Genomic DNA, 24,998 nt, shown 5'->3' with positions numbered 1-24,998 from the left:
AGATATTGAACGGATAAGTTATGTAGATTGGGGAGTGAAGAAGATGTTAAGAGGTTTTTATACGGCTGCTTCCGGGATGCTTGCACAGCAAAGGCGCACGGAATTACTCACAAACAATATGTCCAATTCGAATACAACAGGGTATAAAGCGGATCAATTGAGTGTAAGGTCTTTTCCGGAAATGCTCATAAGCAGCATGGGTGGTGAAACGGTTCCCACGGAGAACAAATTGAGCATGTCCAGCTTTTCCCAGGTTGGGGGGCTCAGTACGGGTGTTTACGTACAGGAGGCGAATCCTTTATTTACCCAGGGAACATTGGAGGAAACCCAGCTTGATACGGATATTTCCCTTGTTGATGAAAACCTACCGATCAATGAGGAAACGGGTCGGCAAGGCTCGGTGTTTTTTACTGTCCAGGATGGCGATGGTGCTATCCGTTATACGCGTAACGGCAGTTTCACCCTGGATGGGCAAGGTTATCTGACTACGCCGTCCGGTCATTATGTATTGAACGAAAGTAATGAAAAGATCCAGCTTGATAGCGATCGATTCACAGTAGCGGAAAACGGTGTTATTTTAGAAGGAAATGTTCAAATCGCACGTTTGGGGATCTGTTATTCGGATGATCCGTCATTACAGCTCATGAAAGATGGCGAAGGTCTATATAAGGCTGTGAATGATGGGGATTTACCTAGCGCATACGCGGCTGCGGATGTCGGTTTTTCTACTAAGCAGGGCTTTCTTGAAGGCTCCAATGTTGACCAATCGAGAACGATGACAGAAATGATGTCGGCATACCGCTCTTTTGAAGCGAGTCAGAAGGTGCTTCAAGCCTATGATAAAAGTTTGGATAAAGCGGTCAATGAAGTTGGCAGGCTTTAATGAGCAGTAGGTGAAATTCGGAAATTTGAACTGTAAGGGGAAAAACCATGAACCGGACGATGATGACGGCGACGAATACGCTGAACCAACTTCAAAGTAAAATCGATCAAATAAGTAATAATATCGCGAATGTGGACACGACAGCCTTCAAAAAGACCCAAACGAGTTTCAATGACTTATTGACACAGAGTTTCAATAATCAACCGAGTGAGACCAAGGAAAAAGGAAGGTTGACCGCACCTGGCATTCGGCAGGGAACAGGTGCTATGTTAAGCCAATCTCAATTGGTGCTTTCACAGGGTGCCTTAAAGACGACGGACCGCAACCTTGATGCAGCATTCACCCGGGATGACCAATTCTTCACCGTAAGCGTTCAGGACGATAATGGGGTCAATACAAGGCTTACAAGGGATGGTGCCTTTTATTTATCCCCTAATGCTAACGATCAAATGATGCTTGTTACCTCTGCTGGACATAAAGTGCTTGATGAAAATGGTGAACCGATCCTCATAGAGGGAAATATTAAAGGCATTAAGATTTCGGAAAATGGCTTATTGATAGTGGATACGGAAGAATATGGCGAGAAGAGTTTTGGGCTCGGAATAGTCTCGGTCAAGAAACCGCAATTTCTTGACCGGCTAGGCGGGAATTTACTTGGCCTGCCCAAAAACTTCAATGCCTTGGGTGTTACGGAAGACGATATCATGACTGCATTAACAGGGGATTCCCGCAACCAGGCAGCAGTCCGTCAAGGTACTCTGGAGTCCTCGAATGTCGATCTTTCCAAAGAAATGACGGATCTAATCAATGTTCAGCGGTCTTACCAATTTCAATCCCGGGCGGTAACGATGGCAGATCAAATGAGCGGATTAGTCAATGGAATCCGTTAAGGTACCTGGTAAATAAAATGTCTCCCTGCGGAATTAGAGCAAATCGGTTATAATGAATTCATAACAAGAGAAATCATTCGTGCCGACCATTTTGCATAGCTGCTGAATTTCTGGCGTATCGGGGAAATCAGGCGGCGAGTTTTCTTAAAAGGAGCTTTCACATTCTATATGGAACAAAATCGTGTAATGAGACAACAAATTGAAGAAGAGATAAAGGAAGTTGAGGCGAAACCGAATCGTAGGATCAAGGTCCGTCTTTTGCCAATTTGGCTTCGTTTACTCATTGTTATCGGATTGATTTTCATTGCTGTATTATCCGGGGCACTATTAGGATATAGTGTGATTGGCGGTGGACATGCAATGGATGTTTTCCAAAAATCCACATGGACCCATATTTTTGATATAGTGAACAAGGGCGCGTAGTTCCATGTTTTTTTGAAGTAGTTGCTGTCGTTAACGGATTTATATTTCATGGCAACTACGCCTCTGTCTAGATGACAGGGGCGAGTTTACGTTATGTTTGAAATATTTAAGTCATAGGAGGAACAAGTATGCTAGATATCACACAAATAAAGGAAATTATTCCGCATCGTTACCCATTCTTATTAGTCGACCGGATCATAGAAATTGATGAAGGGAAAAGAGCGGTTGGATTGAAGAATGTCTCGGCAAATGAAGAATTCTTTAATGGCCATTTCCCCGATTATCCAGTTATGCCTGGAGTTTTAATTGTAGAGGCCTTAGCGCAGGTTGGCGCTGTAGCCGTCTTGAAACAAGAAGAATATAAAGGCCGGCTTGCATTTTTCGCTGGGATTGATAATTGCCGCTTTAAAAAGCAAGTTAAACCAGGTGATCAGCTGCGTCTGGAAGTGGAAATAGTGCGTATGAGAGGTTCAATGGGTAAAGGGAAAGCAGTTGCAACGGTTGATGGGGAAACAGCATGTGAAGCCGATATCATGTTTGCTTTTGGTGACAAATAAGATTCTTTTTCCTTAACTATATATTTCAAAAAGAGGTTTAAGGAATCGTGAAGCGGTGTATATAAAAAGCACTGCATTGCTTTTTTAAAGCAAGAGCGGTTTTTAGATCTTTCTATTCTCCCTTTGAATGCCGGACATTTTTATGTCCGGCATTTTTTAATGTTTAATTCCAAATAGCAGATTTTCTTTTTAAATTTAAAATAGGACGCAAGTTATTTTCATATTCGGGCAAAATACCTAATGATAAAGAAAGAAGGGAGGTTGCCAAAAATGATGAAGAAAATTTTTGCACTACTTGGGGGATCTTTATTATCTATTATGTTCCTTGCTGGATGTGGAAATAATGATAATGATAATGACAAAAATCCCGCACCAGAAGATGATAACAACATCATAGAAGATAATAAAAATGGTGTAAATGATAACAACGATGATAACGATATGAATGATAACGATGATGATGGAGTGCTTGATAACGACGATGATAACGACGATAATAACGTCAATGATAACGACGATAATGATGCGGATGACTTGATTAAGAAAAAAGACGACAACAATAAGTAATTAGCAGAATGACAAAGACTGGCTTAGGTAAGAAGAGGATTTGTATCCTTATTCGTCTAAGTCAGTCTTTTTTATGTGCATTCGATTAGGGATGGGAATTAAGGGAAGGGTTTTATTTATTAGTTGCTAATTTAGGCTTTGAGCGGATTTTTTGCTTGAACTCTTTTATAAGTTCATCGCCGACGAGACCTTTTTGGACCAAATCTTCAAGAAGGAGTTCTGCATATTTGCTCCGTGTTTTTTGGATGTGACCAACAAATAAAAGGCTATAATGATTGCCCACTTTTCTTATTGTACGTAAAACAGTTTGAAACAAAGCCGGTTCATTGTCCTTTTTGGTAATGACTGCCTGGATATACACCTCTCCGTCTATATCGGGAAGTGAGGGTTCAAGCTCTTTGAAATGTTTTTCTTCTACAAAGGCTTCCAGTAACCATGATCTAGCATCGTTTTCTTTATTTATGATCAATCCATCTGTTAATGCAATATCAATCAAGTTTAAATTTTCAGTAACAATTTGCAACGAGATCAATTTGAATGATTTCATCTAATTCCTCCGTTTCTTGCAAGAAAGAGCGGCGATTACCTCTCTTAAACGTAAATTTTAAAGGGTACATATCGATAAATCCTTTTAAAGGTAATTATATCATACTAAAAAAAAGTCTCTTAATGAAATGAAAACCCAACATTTGTCTAAATTATGAAGGAAGGAATAAAAATTTGCAAAATATTTAATTTTGTTAACTATTCGTTTTTTACCTGATTTTAATCACTAAAAAATGTTTTTGCACCAATCCAAACGACTTTTTATGAAGAAAAACGGTGTAATAAAATCATTTCCTCCATTTTTTAATCGATGGAAGAAAGCGTATGATTAAAATAATTAAAGAGGAAGGAGTGAAACAATGATTAACCAAGTTACCCTCGTCGGCAGGCTTACGAAGGATCCAGAATTAAGATATACACCTGATGGCAAGGCTGTTTCCAATATCACATTAGCAGTCAACCGGAACTTCCGTAATACTGTCGGTAACTATGAGGCAGACTTTGTACAGTGTATCATATGGAAAAAGTCGGCTGAAAATACTGCTCAATATTGTAAAAAAGGAGCAATAATCGGCATAACTGGCAGAATACAAACAAGGAGATACGAAAATCAGGAGGGTAAATATGTATATGTAACTGAAGTGGTCTCCGAGAGGGTTCAATTCATCGGAACTAAACAAAATGATGGAAAGCCCAAGGATTTTGAACATATTGGTTTATAGTGTTACGTGAAGGTTGGGCATGCTAGCTTGCTTAACAAAGAATTGTTTTTAAGAAAATGTAAGATCTAAATTCGATACACAAATAAGTATTTATATGACCATAATGAATAACCAATGCATAGAATTACAGGGATTTTTTATGAAACTCGGCAGTAGCATATAGAATTTTTTTTCATCCATTCATTCCCCAAAGCTAATATAGCTTTTTCTCCGCAGTAAACCCCGATTTACCCTCAAAAAAATTGAGTTATATGATTTCCCCCTTGTAATGACTGCAAATAAGCAGTCTTTTTTTTGTGCCAAAATGTGTGTAAATAGAAAAAAATAAAAAATAATTCTGTTAAATTAGAATTTTTAGAAAATATATTGTAATATTTTAATTTTGATGCAATAATAAACCCAATAATATAATGGAAAATAAGTTATATATAGGAAGTGATTTGATGGACGAACCAATTATTAAGGTTAATGGGCTTCGAACCAGTTTTCGTACGGACGATGGGGTGATCCCTGTCGTGAATTCAATCGATTTTCATGTCAATCCTGGTGAGGTTTTAGGGATTGTAGGAGAATCGGGATGCGGAAAAAGCGTAACTTCTCTGTCCATCATGGGTCTTGTTTCTTCACCGGCTGGTAAGGTGGAGGGGGAAATCCTTTTTAAAGGAGAAAACATCGCAAATGCCTCTGAAGCGAAAATGAGAAAAATTCGCGGAAATGATATAGCGATGATATTTCAGGAACCGATGACAAGCTTGAATCCGGTGTTCACTATTGGCGAGCAGTTGATAGAGACGCTTCGGATACATAAAAAATGGAATAAAAGGCAGGCACGAAATAGAGCGGTGGAAATGTTGAAGCTGGTTGGGCTTGGCCGTGCCGAGGAATTGCTCAAAGAGTATCCGCATCAGCTTTCTGGCGGAATGAGACAAAGGGTCATGATAGCAATGGCCATGATTTGTGAGCCTAAACTCCTTATAGCCGATGAACCGACAACGGCTTTGGATGTGACGATCCAGGCACAAATCCTGGAATTAATGAAGAATTTAAATAAAGAAACGGACACGGCAATCATGATGATTACCCATGATCTTGGGGTAGTGGCGCAAATGTGTGAACGTGTCATTGTCATGTATGCCGGCAAGGTGATAGAGGAAGGAAATGTGCAAACGATTTTCCAAAACCCTAAGCATCCTTACACGGTCGGTTTACTTCAGTCGATTCCCGATATGCGAATAAAGAAAGAGCGCCTTTACTCGATACCGGGTAATGTGCCAAAACCTGGGACAAGCAACCTCGGGTGCCAGTTTGCCCCCCGCTGCTCCCATGCCATGGAGCAATGTATAAATGAGACCCCGTCTCTACTGGAATTCGATGAGGGTCAGCATGTTCGCTGCTGGCTTTATGAAGATGGGAAAGGAGCTTCCTTGCATGAATCAAACATTGGTTAAGGTAGAAAACCTAAAGAAGCATTTTCCGATAAAAGGAGGGGTTCTGGGAAAGACCATTGGAGAGGTCAAGGCAGTTGATGGTTTGTCTTTTTCCATTTATAAAGGGGAAACCTTGGGGCTTGTCGGTGAAAGCGGTTGCGGAAAATCCACGACGGGAAGATTATTGCTTCGATTGCTTGAGCCGAGCGAGGGCAATGTTTATTTCGAAGGAAAGGACCTGACAGCTTTATCTTCCAGTGAAATGAGAAAGATGCGCCGTGAGATGCAGATGGTTTTCCAGGACCCATTCGCCTCCCTCAATCCCAGGCATACTATTGAAAAAATTTTGGAAGAACCGCTCATCGTCCACGGGGTTAAAGATAAAAAGGCGCGAAAGGCCCGTGTACAGGAACTTCTTAAGGTCGTTGGCCTAAGCAGTTACCATGCTAAAAGGTATCCGCATCAATTCAGTGGGGGCCAGAGGCAGCGTATTGGCATCGCGAGGGCACTTGCAGTCAATCCCAAACTGATCATTGCAGATGAGCCGGTATCTGCACTGGATGTGTCGATTCAGGCCCAGGTCTTGAATCTGTTGCAGGATTTGCAGGAAGATTTTGATTTGACCTACTTGTTCATTGCTCATGATCTTGGAGTGGTAAGGCATATCTCCGACCGTGTCGGTGTCATGTATCTCGGACATATTGTTGAATTGACGGAAAGTGAAGGGCTTTATGAAAATCCGCTTCACCCATATACACAGGCTTTATTATCGGCCGTGCCCATTCCGGATGTGGAATATAAGGGGGATAGGGTAATCCTGCAGGGAGATGTTCCAAGCCCATCAAACCCGCCCAGCGGCTGTCCATTCCATACGAGATGTCCGAAGGCGATGGCAGAATGCAATACGGACAAGCCAATCCTGACTGAACATAAACCTGGTCACTACGTTGCTTGTCATCTATACAATTGACACGACGTATACATAAATTCGCAAATAATAAGGGGGAAGAATATGAAGAAAACATTGGCATTGTTGCTGACTGGTATCCTGGCTCTTTCGCTGGCGCTTGCGGGATGCTCCTCGTCTACATCAAAAGAGAAAGATGATGGTAAAGGGGGATCGAGTGAAGCGAAGGGCGGCGTATTGATATATGGTAAAGGCGGAGATGCTGTCGGTCTTGACCCAGCTATCGTAACCGATGGGGAATCATTCATCGTCACTCAGCAGATTTTTGAAACGCTTGTGAAATATGGGGAAGATGATACGGAAATCAAACCGGGTCTTGCAAAGTCATGGGAAGTGTCCGATGACGCGAAAACATACACATTCAAATTGGAAACCGGAATCAAGTTCCATGATGGTACGGATTTCAATGCAGATGCGGTCGTAAAAAACTTTCAACGATGGGCAAAAAGTAAGGATGAAGGGAAATTTGCGTACTATGCCTCCATGTTCGGAGGATTTGAAGGCGATGAAGGTCATGTTATCAAAGAAGTAAAAGCGATCGATGCCAGCACAGTGGAATTCACTTTGAACCGTCCGCAGGCACCGTTCCTGAAAAACCTTGCCATGCCTACATTTGCTATAGCCAGTCCTAATGGAATTGAAAAAGAGGGTGACGACTTCACTAAAAATCCATCCGGTACAGGTCCTTTCAAGTTCAAATCATGGAAACCTGGCGATACGATTGAAGTGGTGAAAAACGATGACTATTGGCAAGATGGACTGCCTAAACTTGATGGAGTCACGTTTAAGGTCATTAAAGATAACTCTGCACGTTTAAATGCTGCAATCAAAGGTGAAATAGACCTGATGGACGGGTTGAACCCAAGTGATATCAGTAAGGTTACAGGAGATGAAAAACTGCAAATATTCGAACGTGCATCCATGAACGTCGGGTACTTTGCTTTCAATGTTGAGAAAGCGCCATTCGACAAGAAAGAAGTGCGTCAAGCCATCTCGCATTTGATCAACAAAAAGGAAATCATTGATAATTTTTATGAAGGCACAGCAGAGCCTGCCAAGAATCCTATGCCTCCATCCGTTTCTGGCTACAATGACAAAATCGAAGACTATGATTACGATGTAGAAAAAGCGAAAGAACTGCTGAAAAAGGCTGGACTTGAAGACGGATTTAAAATGGATCTATGGGCAATGCCGGTACCGCGCCCATATATGCCGGATGGTCAAAAAGTGGCTGAAGCCATTCAAGCAAGCCTAAAACAAGTCGGCATCGAAGCGAATATCGTTTCGTACGAATGGGCTGCATATTTAGAGAAAGTGCAGGCTGGTGAAGCCCAATCCTTCATGATGGGCTGGACAGGCGATAATGGAGATGCGGATAACTTCCTTTATACATTATTGGATAAAGATAATATCGGCTCCAACAACTATGCCCGTTACGCAAACGATGAAGTCCATGAACTGCTGATCGAAGCCCAGTCCACGGCAGATGAAGCCAAGCGTAATGAGTTGTATGGAAAAGCCCAGGAAATCATCCATGATGAAGCTCCATGGGTTCCGCTTGTACACTCTTTACCTCAGTTAGCCGGATCTAAGACGGTCAAAGGGTTTGTTCCACATCCAACTGGTTCACAATCCCTTGTTAATGTTTCTCTAGAAAATTAACCGTACGAACCGGGTAGTATGGATTCTTGCATGCTTCCCGGTTTTGTTATGGAATGCATTTCAAAATGATCCAGGGCGCTTCGAAGGACCCTAATTTAAAAGGCGGGTGATTGTTTTGTTTTCCTATACCGTACGACGTTTAGGATCTCTCATTCCGGTGTTACTCGGAATGGCGTTTATTGTGTTCATGATGATACGGGCAATTCCTGGAAATCCAGCACAGGTGATTTTAGGGCAGCAAGCAACGGAAGAGGCAGTCGCTGCGATGACAAAGGAACTTGGCCTGGATAAACCTTGGTTCATTCAATTTTGGGATTACTTATCAGGCCTGTTAAAGGGGGACCTGGGTGTTTCGTTAAAAACGAATAGTCCGGTTTCGGAAGAAATTGGACCATACTTGATGGCCACGATAGAACTGGCCTTGATCGCGATGATCATCGCCGTGGTCATAGGCGTGAATGCAGGGATAGTATCAGCTTGGTTTCAAAACTCATGGTTTGATTATGTCGCCATGGTGATTGCGTTGATTGGTTTGTCCATGCCTATTTTCTGGCTGGGATTAATGGAGCAATACATCATTTCAATTCAATGGGATTTACTTCCGACGACAGGGCGGGACAATATCAGGGATCCTGTTGAGGCCATAACCGGCCTGTATTTAATAGATACACTCATGGCTGGCAGGGTTGATCAGTTTTTCGAGGTGATCAAGCATCTCATTTTGCCGGGGATAGCGCTTGCTACCATTCCGATGGCGATTATTGCAAGGATGACACGTTCGTCCATGTTGGAAGTCATGAGATCGGATTTCATTCGTACGGCTCGTGCTAAAGGAATGAAAATGTTTTGGGTTGTTTACAAGCATTCCTTTAAGAATGCCTTGATTCCAGTGGTGACGGTTATCGGTCTGCAGACAGGATTACTTTTAGGCGGCGCCATTTTAACGGAAAACATTTTTGGATGGCCAGGTATCGGTACATATATTTATGATGCAATCCTATCTCGGGATTATCCGGTGATACAGTCCGGAATTCTAGTCATCGCCTTTTTGTTTGTCATGATTAATCTAGTTGTGGACTTGTTGTACGCAGCGATCGATCCTAGGATTAAGTATAAATAGGGAGGGAAACTCATGCCTGAAATAGCAACGAATACTCCGCCAATCCTTCCTCCAAAAGAGGCAGAGGAAAAAGTCATCTCTCCCTGGAAGGAAGGCTGGAAAAGCTTTAGGAAAAACAAGGTAGCCATCGTGGGTCTGGGGATTGTTTCATTTTTCATCTTAATCGCCATCTTCGCGCCCGTTATAGCACCTTATTCATTTGATGGGCAAAAGCTAAGTGATAAACATTTGGCCCCGTCTGCGGAGCATTGGTTCGGAACGGATGAATTTGGCCGGGATATTTTGAGCAGGGTCATTTATGGCTCGCGCATTTCAATAGGGGTCGGCTTCTTATCTGTTGCCGGATCTGTTGTGGTTGGGTCTTTTTTGGGGATCATTGCCGGTTATTACGGCAGGTGGATAGATACGATCATATCGAGGATTTTTGATATTATTCTGGCCTTTCCTAGTATCTTGCTTGCCATTGCTGTCGTTGCCGTTTTGGGGCCCTCCCTTCGCAACGCACTTATTGCCATCGCCATCGTCAATGTCCCGATATTCGGCCGGCTTTTACGGTCACGGGTCTTAACGGTGAAAGAAGAGGAATATGTAACGGCTGCAAAGGCAATTGGAATGGGGGACGGCCGCATTCTCCTTCACCACGTCCTTCCGAATAGCCTTGCACCGATTATCGTTCAAGGTACCTTGGCGATTGCAACAGCCATCATTGAGTGCGCAGCACTCGGCTTTCTCGGTCTCGGTGCACAGCCGCCAGCACCAGAGTGGGGGAAAATGCTCGCCGATTCCAGGGCGTTCATCATTCAAGCGCCATGGACGGTTCTCTTCCCTGGACTTGCGATCATGCTTACGGTACTCGGCTTTAACCTAATGGGGGATGGGCTGCGTGATGCCTTGGATCCAAGAATGAAAAACTAGAAGTAAAAGGGTGATGTTAGTTTAACATCACCATCTTTTTGCCGTTTATCTTGTAAATCTAACAAAATATGAAAAATAATAAAAAAATCCTAGTTCTAAATAGGAAAATAGTGACTATTACCCCTTAAAATCACCCCAAAAGTTGTGATACTTTTATACTCAGTAAGAATATTCCAAAAATTGTTTATTTTAGAGGAGGAAAGTTCATTGATCAAACGTAGCTTGTCCATTCTAGCAATCTTTCTATTAGTATTTACTGCAAGCGTTTCCGCAGCCAAGCTCCCAGATCCCCCGACAGGCTCGGGCGGTGCAGGTAAGAAGAATCAGGAAAGCATTATAAAGCTGAAGAAAAATGACATGGGGAAGAAATACAAAAGCAATGAGAAGGTCAGGGTCATCGTAGAGATGAAGGAAGCCCCGGCAATAGAAACCGCTTCGAAAGAAGGAAAGCTTTTTAAACAATTATCAAAAAATAAGAAACAACAATTAAAGTCTGAAAAGCTAGCTACTCAGAAGAAATTGAAAAAAAAGGTGAAAGAGAAAAAAATAGCTTTCAAGGAACTTGAGAGTTTTACGACAGTCGTCAATGGATTCAGCGGTGAACTTCAGTATGGTGAGATCAAAAAGGTGGAAGCCATGCCTGAAGTTGCTGAAGTACATATAGCGAATGAATATGAACGTCCTGCAGAGAAACCCGACATGCTATATAGCAAAGAGCTTGTCCAAGCCCAGGAAGCATGGCGGGAATATGGATATAAAGGGGAAGGGATGGTCGTCGGGATTATTGATACTGGAATCGACCCATCTCACCGTGATATGGTCCTGAACGACGAGAATAAGGCTGAACTGACTGAAAGTGAAATCAGCGCGATGAAGGAATCCAGCCATCTATTAGGCAATTACTATACGGCCAAGGTTCCTTATGGATACAATTACATGGATGAAAATGAAGAAATCCTTGACCTTGGTGAAGAGGCTTCCATGCATGGGATGCATGTGGCAGGTACGGCCGGAGCCAATGGAGATGAAGAGAATGGCGGCATTAAAGGGGTTGCTCCTGAAGCCCAGCTGCTTGCATTAAAGGTCTTCGGAAATGATCCCGACATGCAGACAACATGGGGCGATATATATATTAAGGCGATTGACGATGCCATCATTCTTGGGGCGGATGTGCTGAATATGAGCCTTGGCTCCACTGCAGGCTTTGTATCGGCAGACGATCCGGAGCAGCAGGCGGTATCCAGAGCTGTTGATAATGGGATCCTCATGTCGATTTCAGCAGGAAACTCGGCACACTTTGGAAATGGATTTGCCAACCCATCAGCCTCGAACCCGGACATTGGCGTTTCAGGTTCACCTGGACTTGCTTACGATTCTGTACAAGTGGCATCGGTAGAGAATAATTATATGGATTTGGATGCAGCGACTTATGAAATAAACGGTCAAGCAGGAAAAGCTCCATTCATGTCGGCTTCAAGCGTGCATCCCAATGCCTTGAAGGATAAATCACATGAATTGGTGGCCGCTGGTCTTGGGACGCCAGAGGAGATTTCCAAAGTGGATGTTAAAGGCAAGTTCGCCCTCATCGAGCGTGGCGCGCTTTCTTTTATAGAAAAGGCGCAAAATGCCCAGGCAGCAGGAGCGACAGGAGTCATAATTTACAATAATGCTGACGGATATATTTCCATGGCTACAGATCCAAGCATCACCATTCCCCAGCTGTTCATGTTGAAATCGGATGGTGCAAAGCTGAAAGCGGCCTTAGCGGATGGCGAAAAGGTGATGATTACATTTAATGGTGATAAAACAAAAGCTGTAAATCCAGAAGCAGGGAAAATGAGCTCATTCAGTTCATGGGGAGTCGCACCGAACTTGGATTTCAAACCGGAAATCACCGCTCCGGGCGGACAAATTTATTCAACGCTGAACAATGATGAATATGGAATGATGAGTGGTACTTCGATGGCGGCGCCGCATGTTTCCGGCGGCTCGGCACTGGTTCTGGAAAGAGTGGATAAAGACTTTAAATTAGAAGGCTCGGCCCGGGCTAATTTAGCGAAGAACCTGATGATGAATACATCAAAACCATTAACGGATCAGGGGGTCGTCAATAAGGCACTTGACTGGAAAAATCCTTACTCGCCTCGCAGGCAGGGAGCCGGGGTCATGCAGCTGCAATCCGCATTGTCAACACCTGCTGTCGTGACCGAGGCATTCACGAAAGAAGCGAAGGTTGCCATGAAGGAGGTCGGCAATAAGTTCGCCTTTACTTTAAAGGTTGAAAACTTCAGCAACAAAGCAGTCAAGTATGATGTAAAAGGAAATATCCAAACAGACTATGCAATCCAGGGACAACTTGGCTATTCCGCTAACGTGCTGGAAGCACAGGAAATTAAGAACGCTACGATTAAAATCAATAATAAAAATGCAAATAAGATTACCGTTCCTGCAAAAAAATCGATTACATTCGAAGTGAAAGTGGACATATCCGACGCAAAGGTACTTGGTGATGACCTTCAGACTCTTGTAGATATTGACAAGGTGTTTCCAAACGGCTATTTTGTTGAAGGGTTCATCTCATTGAAGGATCCAGCCGATTCGAATCCGGAACTGAATGTACCGTATGTAGGATTTAAAGGGGAATGGGACAAAGCCCCAATCCTGGATGGCACCAAATATGACAAAGAATCTTTCTATGGCATGGCAGGGGGAGTATCAACAGCAGGTGAAGATTTCACGTATCTTGGCTATGACCCTGCGGGGAAAACATTCAATGGCAAAAATATCGCGATTTCCCCAAATGGCGATGGTGCACAGGATGACTTCGTGCCTGTCCTATCATTCTTAAGGAATGCGAAAAAGGTAGAATACTATATATTGAATGGTGAAAACAAATCAGTCCGGAAACTTCGCACAGAGAATAATGTACGCAAGGACTATTATGATGGCGGACTAGGGACCGCATACACGCTGGATCCAGCCCGTAAATGGGACGGTAAAATCAATAATGCACTCGCTAAGGATGGGGTCTATTATTTTGAAATCAAAGCGATGATAGATTACGAGGGTGCAAAATGGCAGACGGTTAAAATGCCAATCAAAATCGATACGGTAAAGCCGACGGTCAAGATTTCGAAAAAAGGCAATGTTTTAACCATCCAAGGTAAGGATAATTTGAATGGTTCAGGGCTTGCTTATTACGATGTACAAGTCGATGGAGCATCCATCATGGAAGAGCCGCTCCCGGCGAATGCTAAACAATTCACCCTACCTGATGTAAAAGGGGAAAAGGTTCAGGTTGTGGCAATCGACTATGCAGGTAATGAGAAAACGGCTGAAACCGAATTGGCCGGTGATTCGGCTCCAATCGATAATCATGCACCAGCTGTAAAGATCAAGAGTCCTGAAGCCTTGAGCGTGAACAATAAAAATAAAATCAAAATAACAGGAGAAATTGAAGAAGCGTCGGAAATAAAGGAATTTAAAATCGACAATAAAACGGTACCTGCAACGTATAACAAAACGAATAAAAAATATGAATTCTCCTATGAAAAGAAATTCGAAGATGGTGTCCAAAGCTTCACCGTTAAAGCAACCGATAAATGGGATAACACGGTTTCCTTTAAAAGGACGATAATGGTCGATGCAACAAAGCCGGGTTTAAAAGTTAAAGGCGTACCGGAAACTGTGGGATTCAAAGGCAAAAATCCAAAAGTGGACGTGACGGTAGAAGATAATTTCGATGAAATCCGCCTTTACCTGAACGGAAGTGAAATATTCTATCATGAATTCAAGGAACCATACAAAATGCGTTCCTATAAGAAAAAGATAGAGGATTTGGAACTGCCGCTTAAGACTGGCAACAACAAGATTGAATTTAAGGTGACCGATCTTGCAGGAAATGAATCGAAAAAATCCTTTAACATCAATAAAGCAAAAAAATAAACGTAAGGCAGCCCTCTTATCCAAGAGGGTTGTTTTTTTGGACAAATTCGAAGAAAGCGAGTTTGCCACAGTTTTTTCTTTGAATAAGTTCCAGTTGATTTCAGAAATCCGCTCCCATTCCGCCGACTGTCTGCCAAGCCTCCTGCGGCAAGCATCTAGCGGGGTCTCGGCTAGCCAGTTATTCGGCAGGAGTGTCGAAGATTTCTTCAATTTCATTTCATATGAAAAGGTGAAAATTAATGGAGGATAAACAATTCTTCGTTTCTTCATGGTTCGGGTTAATCCATTCCGAAGCTCCTTTTGTACGAAGCCTACAGTATGCTTTAAAAAAACATATCAGTTGATTGAAACGAAAGGTACGAGACTCCTGCGGGAAAAGCGTGTCTAGGGGAGACCCCGCAGGCGCAAGCCGAGGAGGCTCCCCGACCGCCCGCGGAAAGCGAGTGCCTGGAGTGGAAATCAACGTTTCAATTGTACAAACCCTCAAAAAACTGTAGGCAAAATCAATTATTATCGAATTGTTCTATAGTCTAAGCCCTCTTACCCAAGAGGGTCGTTTTTGCGTAATAAGATTTCCGGATTTTGAATTTTTGGGTGAAGATGGAGTAGTTAACTGTAATTTCACCGTGCTAATATGGAAATCTCTTGGTGAGGAAGTTTTTTCATTATCCGGCAGGTATATCGAATAGGATAAAAGAATTAGGTATAAAGGGTTTATTAAAAGGAGGGTATCTATGAATTATAAGAAGAAATCTAGCAATAAAGTAACTAGTATTGCAATTACAGTGAAATTCGAAAGGAGAGGAAGCGACAGGTCATATCTTACAAAAACGAGTTTCTTTGATGCACTTCAGCACGTCCATTCTTCCTTTGAAAAGGATCCCCGCTCAGATTCATCCTATCAGGATTTTCCTCTATGTCAGGAGGTAACCCTTTCTTTTTTTGAAAGAGGTGCTAAAACATCTATTAATTATGACCCCCACCAAGGAAAAATCATCATTGAGGAAAGTTCAGAGACTTATCAGCTGAATAAGGGGGAGGCGCTTACTGCAATCCTCGATCATATCATGATCAATCATGGCTATCACCATTCTTTTTTCATCATCCAGCAAAAAGAGCGGAACGTAAAAATGAAAGCTGCCAATAAGTGATATGGATGGAGCTGCCACGGCAGCTCCATTAATGTTTCGTCATGATGAGCGTTTCCTATCCTTGGAGATGTCAAACCAAGCGCCGAACGATCTTTGAAAGGGTTTGGATGCCATAAGCTAATTGTTCCTCCGAGGCGTATGAATATGAAAGCCGTATATGTGTATGGTTATTTGGTTCGTATATGTATCCCGGATTAAGAAGTATGTTTTCCTTTATCGCTTGCTTGAAAAGGTTTGGATTCACGATGGGTTTACACAATTTAAGCCATATATAAAATCCGCCTTGAGGTATTTGCCATTCGGCCAGTCCCTTAAAATATTGATTGAGAAGAGTTAATGTAAAATCCCTGCGTTCCATCAGCTCTTGCCTTAGCCATTCTAAATGCTTTGAATATTGACCAGTTGCTAACCATTCTGCCACAAGGTGTTGGGAAAGTGCACTGGAACCGTAATCCATTTGCATTTTAATGTCCGCTAAACGTTCAATCACAGTTATGGGGCCAGCAATCCAGCCGATGCGCAATCCTGGGCTTAATGTTTTGGACATGCTGCCAATGTGCAATACAAGGCCATCTACATCAAGGGATTTTAATGGCGGCGGCGGTTCCTCATCAAACCACAAATCACTATATACGTCATCTTCAATAATCGGGATCTGTTCTTTTTTGCATAGTGATAGGAGGTTAAGTCTTTCTTCTTTTGACCATGTAGTATTCGTTGGATTGTTAAACGTTGGGACAGTATAAAACAGTGACGCTTTCTTCCGTCCATTGATGCGCTTGATTTGTGTCGGGATACTTTCACGTCCTTGTTTTGATAAACCTACTAAATGCATGCCCGCAGATTGAAAAGGGTGGACGGAATTTAAATAGGAAGGGGACTCATGTAAAATCATCGATCCCTTTTGAAGTAAACCAACTGAAATCAACTGGAGTGCCTGAAGCCCGCCAGAAACGACCATGAGGGAGCTGGGACTTGCGTTGATCCCTTTTGTTTCTAAATAAACACTTATACATTGGCGAAGTCTCTTGTCACCCTTTGGTTCGGAATATCCTAATGAGCGCGCATCAAAGGAAGTGGATCGCAACGTCTTTTCGATTTGCTTTGTAGGCAATAGAGCTGGAGATAATTCCCCAGTGCCTAGTCTGATGATGGCAGTGTCCGTTTCATACTGATTAATATCCTGAATCGTTTTTAAATTAGGTTCATGAAGGCCATTCCGGACATAGTTTTTCCAGTCGGGCTGTTTGCTGGAGACGAGCACATTCCATGTATTATTGGAAACGAATGTGCCAGAACCAAGCTTAGTTTCCAATAATCCGTCTGCAATCAACTCATCTATGGCTGTGATGATGGTACTTCGGTTTACGCCAAATGAGTCGGCCAATGAGCGTTGTGATGGAAGCTTAGTGCCAACTGGCCATTCCCCCCGTGTAATTTGTTGTTTGATCCAATCTACTATTTGTTGGTGAAGTGATTGCGCGGAAGACCGGTTTGGTCCCCATTCGATAAACATGCGAAAACCACTCCTTTCATGTTCTATATTCATTATAAATTGGTTGGTTTGAAGACCAACCAATTGGATGGTCAATTCCTTTGTTTAATTCATTATACTGGATATGAAGGAAGGGGGTATTCATATGGGACCATTTTTTCATGGATTATTATTGGCATTAGGGCTGATACTTCCATTGGGAGTGCAAAATGTTTTCATTTTTAATCAAGGAGCAATCCAACCTACAATAAAAAAAGCATTGCCAGCAACGATCACGGCTGCAATTTGTGATACGGTGCTCATTCTGTTAGCTATTTTAGGTGTATCGTTGATTGTCATGCAATACGATTGGTTGCGCCTTACATTAATCATAATCGGCGTTATATTTTTATTGTATATGGGCTTTCAGATTTGGTTTGCCAAATCAAACTCACAGTCAGGTGTCCAATCCATGCAGATGTCGACAAAAAAACAAATTGTATTTGCTCTATCCGTATCAATACTGAATCCGCATGCAATCCTGGATACGATAGGTGTAATCGGTTCGAGCTCACTTGTTTATTCAGGAAAAGATAAAATGATTTTCACCATGACGTGCATCTTTGTGTCATGGTGCTGGTTCCACGGATTATGTCTTGCGGGAAGATTGCTGAAAAAGGTTGATACATCTGGAAAATTCCTTGGAATATTAAATAAAATTTCTGCAATTATCATTTGGATCACAGCCCTCTATATGGTGAAGTCGCTTTTTTGAATCAGATAAACGTTTTCGAACCAAACGATGCCATGTATAACAGGACGTCTATGTATAAAAAAAGGGGAATGCATATCATATATGCATTCTCCCTTTTTTTGCCCTCAATCATCTCATAATCGTGAAATCTGGTTATTGAAGAGCGACCAAGTCCTTGATTTCCTCTGTGGAAAGTTCAGTGATCCAGTTGTCACTGCTGATGATTTCGTCGTTCAAGGCTTGCTTTTTATCAAGCATCTGGTCGATTTTTTCTTCCAGGGTCCCTGTGCAGATTAGCTTATGAACGTGTACGAAACGCTGTTGACCAATTCGGTAAGCACGGTCGGTGGCTTGATTTTCAACAGCTGGGTTCCACCAGCGATCATAGTGAATCACGTGGTTTGCTTCTGTAAGATTAAGACCCGTGCCGCCTGCTTTCAACGAGAGTATGAAAATGGGGAATTCCCCATCTTGGAATCGGGTGATCATTTCATCACGCTGCTTCTTGTTCGCACTCCCGTTCAGGAATGGCACTTCAAAGCCATATCGTTTTTCCAGCAATTCTTTAATCATATTGCCCATCCCGATATATTGTGTGAAAATGAGACAGCTTTCATCCTGTTCGCGGACCGCATCGATAAGCTCGGTCAGCTTCTCGAGTTTGCCTGATCGGTTAGGTGCCTTCATGATGTTTTCCTTTTCCGTCTCTTTTAAGTAAAGAGCTGGATGGTTGCATAGTTGCTTTAGCTTATTCAGCATCTGGAGGATGATGCCTTTTCTTTCAAAGGCAGACAGTTGTTCGATATCAGTGAAAGTATCTTTAATCAGTTGTTCATACAACGATGCTTGCTCGGTGGTAAGAGGTACGAATTCCTTTTGTTCTTGCTTATCCGGAAGATTAAGAGCGACTTCCTTATCGCGTTTTGTACGGCGAAGCAAAAATGGCTGTATCAAACGCTGCAATTCCTTGATTTTATCCTTTTGTTCATCACGCTCAATGGTCGCCACATATTTTTCCTGAAACTGACCTAGCGTTCCGAGATAACCTTTGTTGATGAAGTCGAAAATCGCCCATAGTTCACTTAAACGGTTTTCCATCGGCGTACCCGATAAGGCGATATGATGTCTGCCGTTTAGCTTTCGGACCGCCTTGGATTGCTTCGTTTGGGCATTCTTGATGTTTTGTGCTTCATCAAGGATAACGCTGCTCCAGTGGATCGAGGTCAGTTCAGCCACATCTTGGTGGGTCAGTCCATATGATGTTAAGACAATATCATGATCGGCTGCCAGTTTAGTAAATGCTTCACCTTTAGCACGATTCGATCCATAGTGAAGGTGAACTTTAAGTGAAGGTGCGAATTTTTCCAATTCCTTTTGCCAGTTGCCAAGGACCGATGTCGGGCAGACGATGAGCGCCGATTGAACAGAGACGGATTCAGGGGCAGTGGCAATGACCTCAGCCTCATCACTGCTCTCTGTGCCGCGATCCTCTTCGACGATGATCGGTTCACTCTTTTGTTCGTCCCTGTGCGCAGCGGGCAGCTCTTCACCAGCTCCTTCTTTGCCTTTCACATGAAGCAGGTAGGCAATCATCTGGACTGTTTTTCCAAGTCCCATATCGTCGGCTAGACAAGCACCAAAACCATGCTCCCTTAAAAAAAGAAGCCAGCTCATGCCCAGTTTTTGATAGGGGCGTAAATCTCCTTGAAGTGCATTAGGGACGGGCAGGACGGATATGTTCTTGGTTTCCCTGAGCCTTCCCACCATTTTACGGAGCTCCTGGTTCAATTCAAATTGAATCCGAAGCATTTCATCGTTTTCAGAATCATCATCGCCATCTTCATTTACGCCATTCAACAGTTCCTGCTGCAGCAAGTCAGTCAGTTGGATGCCTTTTTCATTGGCTGTTTCCATCAGCTCCTGAATTTGTTTAATGAAAGCTGGGTCAAGCTTGACCCATTGGCCGCGGATGAAGACAAGCCGCCTTTTTTCATTGACGAGCTCCTCGAACTCCGCCTCAGTGAGCTCTTTGCCATTTAATGAGAATCGCCAATCAAAGTCCATCAAAGCTTTTAACCCTACATAAGACGGGCCGCGATTCGATTGGCTCTTCACTTTCGCTTTGACCTTCAATGAGGATTCCTTCAAGGCAAGCCACCACGATGGAAGGAGAATTTCGACGCCAAGAAACAGGAGTTTTTCGCTTGCATCGGTCAAGAACTCCCATGCGTCCGTTTCCGAAATCTCCCTTTTCAGACGGCCATTCTCCCCAAGCCATGGCACGACGAGTTGCCAGCGTTTCGTGGCACGAACCACATCACTTGCATACTTGTTCCAGCCGCGCGGCAGTTTTTTTCCTGTATATGTTTCAATGATATTCTCATCCCTTTTGGAACGAAGGGTAACATCGAGTATCCAAGGCCCATTACCCTCAGGAGGCTCAGTTAAACGGAGACCTATGGTGAATGGTTTTGGGTCGGGCAGGGTACCGAGCCATTCCTGCCAGCTGTCTTTGTCAAAAAAGGACTGTAATTCTTCGGGGGAAAGTCGTGTATCCTTTAACGCCCCGACGGCTTCACTCCATTTATGCTGCATGGGTGAATAGTTTTTTAAATACATGTTAGCGGCACCGTTATACCACTTTTCGATAAAAGTACGGTTGGTTTCCGGTTCAGGTGAAGGAAGATCCAAAGATATTTCTTCTTCCCAAAAGGACGGGACGAATTCCTCTTCCACTTCTTCCGGCAGTTTCCAGCCGATGGAGTCCAATTGAAGATTAGTGAAATCCGGTACGGGGATTCCAGCTTCTATGGATTCATGAAGAACGGGCGCTGCTGACAGGCAAAGGGAGGATATTTCGGACCATTCCCATTCTATGAAGGAGTTAAAGCTTTCCCTCGCAAAAAAGTTGAGAAGTCCCCAAGCGTCAAGAATGAATACTTGATTTCCATCCACTATATCCGTAGTCATTTTAGTTCCATAAAAGCTTGCGTCATCCCAGTTGAATAACAGCCTGCGTATATGATTCGTGGTGAGGAAGGTATTCTCTTCATTGACGACACCAAGGGCGTAAGTTCCGTTTTCGAGAGCGGCTATTTTGATTTTTAATTTCCCTGGATTAAACATCGATAAGCTTACCCCTTTTTAATTCTTCTTGGAAAGCGCGAAGCCGTTTGGTCGAATCTGCTACATAAAGTATATACCGTTCGAATACGTCTTCCTTTTTGCTCTTTTTATAGATGGTGCGCATCCTTTTCAAATAACGGACAGCTTGCTTATAAGCAGGCCTGTTTTTCAAAGAAACTTTTTCCTGGACCGCATGATAATAAAGGGGAAGGATTAGTTCCGGTTCTTTTGATACCACTTCTTTGATGGATTCACTGCTGATTAAGTCAATGCTGATTTCCGAGTAAATATGCATCTCCACCCATTTTTTGTATTGTCCTTGTTCAAAAAGGAAATTTGCATAGTTCCAATAGCTGTGCGGAAGGGTGGCCCTGTAAAATTTCTCAAGCAAATCAGTTCGTTTTAATTTATAACAGCAACTGTTAATTAAAGTCGTAAAGGTCCGGACGAAATCTACCCGTTTATAATAATCGGATAGACCGGCAAGGAATTCCTGAACATTATTATTGATGAATTCAATGAAAGGAATGGCCCGTGCCCGGTTTTCAGATTCAGCCAGGAGATTCAGCCAATAAAAAATGTATGGACAGGCATCCTTCTTCAATTCAAGTAGAAGCTCAATCGCTTGTTTATCATGGTTTTCCAAAAGGGATAGGTGAATGGCTGCGAGGGTATAGGACGTCCTCTCAGTGGTGCCCATATACTTCTCGGGAAGTTCTTTATTGATTCGTTCAAGTTCCTCTTTACGCCATGAGGAGTTGGAGAATAAGTAGCTCCATATCTCCCGGTAGAGGTCGATCTTTTCATATTCGAGGCCTTCCCCTCCATCCAGCAGTTTAGCTACATCTTCCTTGATGCTGAAAACGAAGGGGTCAAAGGCGAAGGGCCGCGCTTGCCTGCTTAGCGGCTGTACCGTTTCATGCAGCTCTTCTGCCAAGTCGACTGCAAGTGCATAAAAGACCCTGATCGTTTGCGTCTCACTTTTATGCAGCTGAATCATTCTCAGTGTCTGCTGCATTGTGCAAAATTGCGTAACGAAATGATAAAGCAACTTCCATTCCCTTTCCATTGGAGCTTTTGAGCTAAGGCGTTTAAAGTAAGTTTGTATATGATTTTCAATCATGTAAGTAGCCTCGCCTATATGGGGCTCGACATGTTCCGCAAAGGCATCATTCACGAATTGCTTCCATGATGGATAGCTTTTATCTAAGGTGATGGATCTCCCCGCCGCCTGTTTAAGTAATTCACTTGCCGGTTTCACCTGCTGCAGTGCTTGGGCAGCTGAGGCGTTTTTAGGTGCTTTCCAATCGCCCAGCCATTCGGAAACACTAGCGTGTTCGGAATATGCAGAAAAGAAAACGGCCATTTGATGCCGGCAAATGAACCTTGAATCACATGTACAGCTTCCATCTTGTGGGGAGAGCAGATTCAGCCTGGCCTTAAATCGTGTCTCTTCCTGTACCTCAGCCGCAATCGTATCTACCGCTTCTTCTTTAATATCAACGAGCCCCTGACGGTATAACTGGAGCCCTTGATTCACCACATCCGAATCTTCCGGATCCCCGGCCTCCAAAAATTCCGCCAGCCGCTCCCCAACTAACAACAACTCCCGCTCCATACTCTCCTCCTTCAGGGACCAGCCCTAGTTATATATTTTTGTATGATCATGAACCATCAGTTCTTAACTTTTCGTAATTCCCATCCCGGCTTTTTGTATATATGATCGAATGCCGGAACCGTTCTTTACGTTCTATTCGATTTAATCACTGCTTCTTGCCGTTATATTCATAAATACCCTGTAAAAGTCAATATCGTCAAAAATCCGCTTGAATATAAGCAGTTCGGATATAAACAGGAATAACCGGCATTCACGATGAACATGCCTGGAATCCTTCATCCTCATTAGCTTCACAAAACTAAGTGATGAGGGGCCGGAACCCTTTTTTAATGTGCTTTTTTTGAAGCATCTCTTTATTATACTTCATTTTGGCTTGGAATTTAAAATGTAGAATAGAGGTTTTGAAAATGATGAGTGTGAGATTATACATATTCTTGGTTAATGGGAAGAGCCATTCCATCGGGAATGGCTCTAAAATATAAAATTAGTTAACTTTCATTTCATTCTTCCAACTGTCCAACTTTTTGTTGATGAATGTAACAAAGGTATGATTTTTTTGTAAATTGAATAGAAACGCTGACTTTTCCAAGTACTCTTTTGCCTCTTCAAAGTTACCTACGAGTTCAAAATTATACCCTAAATGGTAATGTAAATCTGCTAAAGCATATAATTGATCATGTTCGAGGCACCACTTTATGGCATCTTGGCAGCAGGCAATGGACTCTTCGTATCGGACCAGGCGTGTTAACACTCTGCCGAAGTTATAGGATAGACGTGTCTTAAGCGTTTTATCCGTCAAAAAGGGCAGGGCTTTCAAGTGATCTAAAGCTTTCCGTAACAAGGCGAATGCATTTTCGTACTGTTCTTCGGCAACATACATTACACCAAGGCTGCTTAAGATTTCAAGCTCCCGTTCCGAATAAATTTTGTCTGTCGTATGAGTAATGGCTATGGCCTGATTAATGAAATCGATGGCTTTATCTAAATCTTTATTTTTTTCATATTCGTATATTCCCTTGTGCCAAAGAATCAATTGATGATTCTTTTTATTCTGAAGAAAGAGGGGACTGTTTTCCTCAGCCTTTACAATTTGTTGCATTTCCTCATAATTTCGGGTTCTTCTGGCTATTTTTAATTGATAAATCACTTCTTCCACGTAATCCAGCCTAGGGGTCATTCCAATATCGAAAAAATAGTTTACATCAACGCCTAAACGTTGGGAAATTAAATAGAGAGTGGATGCATATGGATAGACATCGCCCTTTTCAATCTTACTGATCTGTGCTTGTGTACAAATACCGGTTGCCAACTCTTCCTGGGAAAGCCCGATTTGTTTACGTAGTTCTTTGATCTTTTGTCCAACTGCAAAAAAATCCATTTTGATTCTCCTTAAAATATGCCTAGAGTTATATTTTGTTATGAAAAATCGGTGAAAGCGGTATGTACAGGTCCTGAACGGTTTAAATAGATTCTTTAGTCGAAATATATAGTTTTAAGAAATGTGGTTAAATATAACTATAGAATTTATTTCTATTTTAACCAATATTTTTTTAAAAGAAAAGGAGGAATGACCTATGAAAAAAAGTACTAAAGCATTAGTCGTATCTTTTCTTATCATCGCTGCTTTTGTTATTGTCCCAAGCGAATTACCAGGCCTTTACGCAGAACTTCCAGGTTTATATAAATAAATAAATAAATGAAGCTTACTATTACTGATTCAAGCATCTTCAATTGAAGATGTTTTTTTATTATCATTTTTGAATGATTATTCTTTTGCGCATATTCCTGTAGTTATAATTATCTATGAATGGGGAGAGTAAGGTCCATTTGGTAGGCGTGGAAGAAACGTGAGGGTAGTTTGTAACGCCTATTTCCTTTTAATGATTTTGTTATAGTGTAAATAACAAAACGGAGAGAGGTGTAAGGTTAATGATTGATATTAATATGAAAGTTCAACCCTCTTTTTACGATGATGAATGTGCCATTGTGTTTTCTTTTTATTTTGATAAGGCAACAAGGAATATTGGTGAAGCTGTGGTGTACACATGCCAAAAATCAGATGAAAAAGAATACAGCCAAGATCATATAGATACAGATGTACAAGAAAAAATTGCCTATATTAAAGAGTTTTCCATTGCGGATGAATATCAGGCAACCTCAATGAAGAAAATTAAACATTTTTTGAATGTAATCGGTATCAAAAAATGTGTGAAGCACAACCTTCAGGGAAAAGAAATCGCATTTTAAACGA

The 24,998-nt window shown here is 42.3% G+C and carries 21 protein-coding genes; 16 read left to right on the top strand and 5 right to left on the bottom strand.

What is annotated here, in order from left to right; translation table 11 throughout:
* The first annotated feature begins 43 nt into the window (after positions 1-43).
* From AC1DVB_RS00910 to AC1DVB_RS00890, 5 genes are all read left to right on the top strand, one after another.
* Positions 44-883, top strand: a complete 840-nt coding sequence (locus AC1DVB_RS00910) for a flagellar hook-basal body protein (protein ID WP_477587827.1) — start codon at positions 44-46, stop codon at positions 881-883.
* A 47-nt stretch (positions 884-930) separates the two neighbouring features.
* Positions 931-1,773, top strand: coding sequence for a flagellar hook-basal body protein (locus AC1DVB_RS00905; RefSeq protein ID WP_063574660.1), 843 nt, complete (start codon positions 931-933; stop codon positions 1,771-1,773).
* A 168-nt stretch (positions 1,774-1,941) separates the two neighbouring features.
* Positions 1,942-2,196, top strand: coding sequence for a DNA-directed RNA polymerase subunit beta (locus AC1DVB_RS00900; RefSeq protein WP_053087418.1), 255 nt, complete (start codon positions 1,942-1,944; stop codon positions 2,194-2,196).
* Positions 2,197-2,324: 128 nt separating this feature from the next.
* Positions 2,325-2,753 (top strand): 3-hydroxyacyl-ACP dehydratase FabZ, encoded by a 429-nt coding sequence (fabZ, locus tag AC1DVB_RS00895; protein WP_034315755.1) that lies wholly within the window; start codon positions 2,325-2,327, stop codon positions 2,751-2,753.
* 270 nt (positions 2,754-3,023) lie between these two features.
* Positions 3,024-3,320 carry a hypothetical protein gene (locus tag AC1DVB_RS00890; RefSeq protein ID WP_477587824.1) on the top strand — a complete coding sequence of 99 codons (297 nt, stop codon included), beginning with the start codon at positions 3,024-3,026 and terminating at the stop codon, positions 3,318-3,320.
* Between the two features lie 112 nt (positions 3,321-3,432).
* On the opposite strand, the gene AC1DVB_RS00885 is transcribed toward AC1DVB_RS00890, so the two are convergent.
* Entirely contained in the window at positions 3,433-3,867 is a 435-nt protein-coding gene (locus AC1DVB_RS00885) for a YwpF family protein (protein WP_034315749.1), read from the bottom strand.
* A 358-nt stretch (positions 3,868-4,225) separates the two neighbouring features.
* Here AC1DVB_RS00885 and ssb point away from each other — a divergent pair, with 358 nt between their 5' ends.
* The 9 genes from ssb to AC1DVB_RS00840 all read left to right on the top strand — a co-directional run bounded on the left by ssb (position 4,226) and on the right by AC1DVB_RS00840 (position 15,775).
* On the top strand, positions 4,226-4,588 hold the full coding sequence (gene ssb, locus AC1DVB_RS00880) for a single-stranded DNA-binding protein (protein WP_053536875.1): 363 nt from the start codon (positions 4,226-4,228) through the stop codon (positions 4,586-4,588).
* A 443-nt stretch (positions 4,589-5,031) separates the two neighbouring features.
* A complete protein-coding gene (locus AC1DVB_RS00875; RefSeq protein WP_170946896.1) occupies positions 5,032-6,036 on the top strand; it encodes an ABC transporter ATP-binding protein in 1,005 nt (334 codons plus the stop codon).
* The gene (locus AC1DVB_RS00870) at positions 6,017-6,985 is read left to right on the top strand and encodes an ABC transporter ATP-binding protein (RefSeq protein WP_057278171.1); all 969 of its coding nucleotides are present in this window, start codon (positions 6,017-6,019) and stop codon (positions 6,983-6,985) included. Before AC1DVB_RS00875 ends, AC1DVB_RS00870 begins: the two co-directional genes overlap by 20 nt.
* 42 nt (positions 6,986-7,027) lie before the next feature.
* Positions 7,028-8,644, top strand: coding sequence for an ABC transporter substrate-binding protein (locus AC1DVB_RS00865; RefSeq protein WP_477587822.1), 1,617 nt, complete (start codon positions 7,028-7,030; stop codon positions 8,642-8,644).
* Positions 8,645-8,759: 115 nt separating this feature from the next.
* The gene (locus AC1DVB_RS00860) at positions 8,760-9,764 is read left to right on the top strand and encodes an ABC transporter permease (RefSeq protein WP_034316217.1); all 1,005 of its coding nucleotides are present in this window, start codon (positions 8,760-8,762) and stop codon (positions 9,762-9,764) included.
* 12 nt (positions 9,765-9,776) lie between these two features.
* Positions 9,777-10,679, top strand: coding sequence for an ABC transporter permease (locus tag AC1DVB_RS00855; protein ID WP_048685793.1), 903 nt, complete (start codon positions 9,777-9,779; stop codon positions 10,677-10,679).
* A 207-nt stretch (positions 10,680-10,886) separates the two neighbouring features.
* Entirely contained in the window at positions 10,887-14,624 is a 3,738-nt protein-coding gene (locus AC1DVB_RS00850) for a S8 family serine peptidase (protein WP_235568371.1), read from the top strand.
* Between the two features lie 37 nt (positions 14,625-14,661).
* The gene (locus tag AC1DVB_RS00845) at positions 14,662-14,874 is read left to right on the top strand and encodes a hypothetical protein (RefSeq protein WP_156404389.1); all 213 of its coding nucleotides are present in this window, start codon (positions 14,662-14,664) and stop codon (positions 14,872-14,874) included.
* A 484-nt stretch (positions 14,875-15,358) separates the two neighbouring features.
* Positions 15,359-15,775: a hypothetical protein gene (locus AC1DVB_RS00840; protein ID WP_057278165.1), complete on the top strand. Its 417-nt coding sequence runs from the start codon at positions 15,359-15,361 to the stop codon at positions 15,773-15,775.
* A gap of 70 nt (positions 15,776-15,845) precedes the next feature.
* On the opposite strand, the gene AC1DVB_RS00835 is transcribed toward AC1DVB_RS00840, so the two are convergent.
* Positions 15,846-17,291, bottom strand: coding sequence for an aminotransferase-like domain-containing protein (locus AC1DVB_RS00835; protein ID WP_230135276.1), 1,446 nt, complete (start codon positions 17,289-17,291; stop codon positions 15,846-15,848).
* Between the two features lie 124 nt (positions 17,292-17,415).
* Between AC1DVB_RS00835 and AC1DVB_RS00830 the strand changes: the two genes are divergently transcribed.
* Positions 17,416-18,024: a LysE/ArgO family amino acid transporter gene (locus tag AC1DVB_RS00830; RefSeq protein ID WP_057278163.1), complete on the top strand. Its 609-nt coding sequence runs from the start codon at positions 17,416-17,418 to the stop codon at positions 18,022-18,024.
* Between the two features lie 132 nt (positions 18,025-18,156).
* On the opposite strand, the gene AC1DVB_RS00825 is transcribed toward AC1DVB_RS00830, so the two are convergent.
* The 3 genes from AC1DVB_RS00825 to AC1DVB_RS00815 form a co-directional block, all read right to left on the bottom strand.
* A complete protein-coding gene (locus AC1DVB_RS00825; RefSeq protein ID WP_239859807.1) occupies positions 18,157-21,129 on the bottom strand; it encodes a DEAD/DEAH box helicase in 2,973 nt (990 codons plus the stop codon).
* Positions 21,122-22,747, bottom strand: a complete 1,626-nt coding sequence (locus AC1DVB_RS00820) for a hypothetical protein (protein WP_057278161.1) — start codon at positions 22,745-22,747, stop codon at positions 21,122-21,124. The genes AC1DVB_RS00825 and AC1DVB_RS00820 overlap by 8 nt, the downstream gene beginning before the upstream one ends.
* A gap of 484 nt (positions 22,748-23,231) precedes the next feature.
* Positions 23,232-24,125: a helix-turn-helix domain-containing protein gene (locus AC1DVB_RS00815; RefSeq protein ID WP_057278160.1), complete on the bottom strand. Its 894-nt coding sequence runs from the start codon at positions 24,123-24,125 to the stop codon at positions 23,232-23,234.
* A gap of 551 nt (positions 24,126-24,676) precedes the next feature.
* Here AC1DVB_RS00815 and AC1DVB_RS00810 point away from each other — a divergent pair.
* Positions 24,677-24,994, top strand: a complete 318-nt coding sequence (locus tag AC1DVB_RS00810) for a hypothetical protein (protein WP_063574667.1) — start codon at positions 24,677-24,679, stop codon at positions 24,992-24,994.
* Positions 24,995-24,998 lie beyond the last annotated feature (4 nt).

Source organism: Peribacillus sp. P4_D6 (assembly GCF_056401795.1).
Note: the sequence above shows the minus strand (reverse complement) of the source record. Positions and strands in the feature narration are given on the sequence as shown.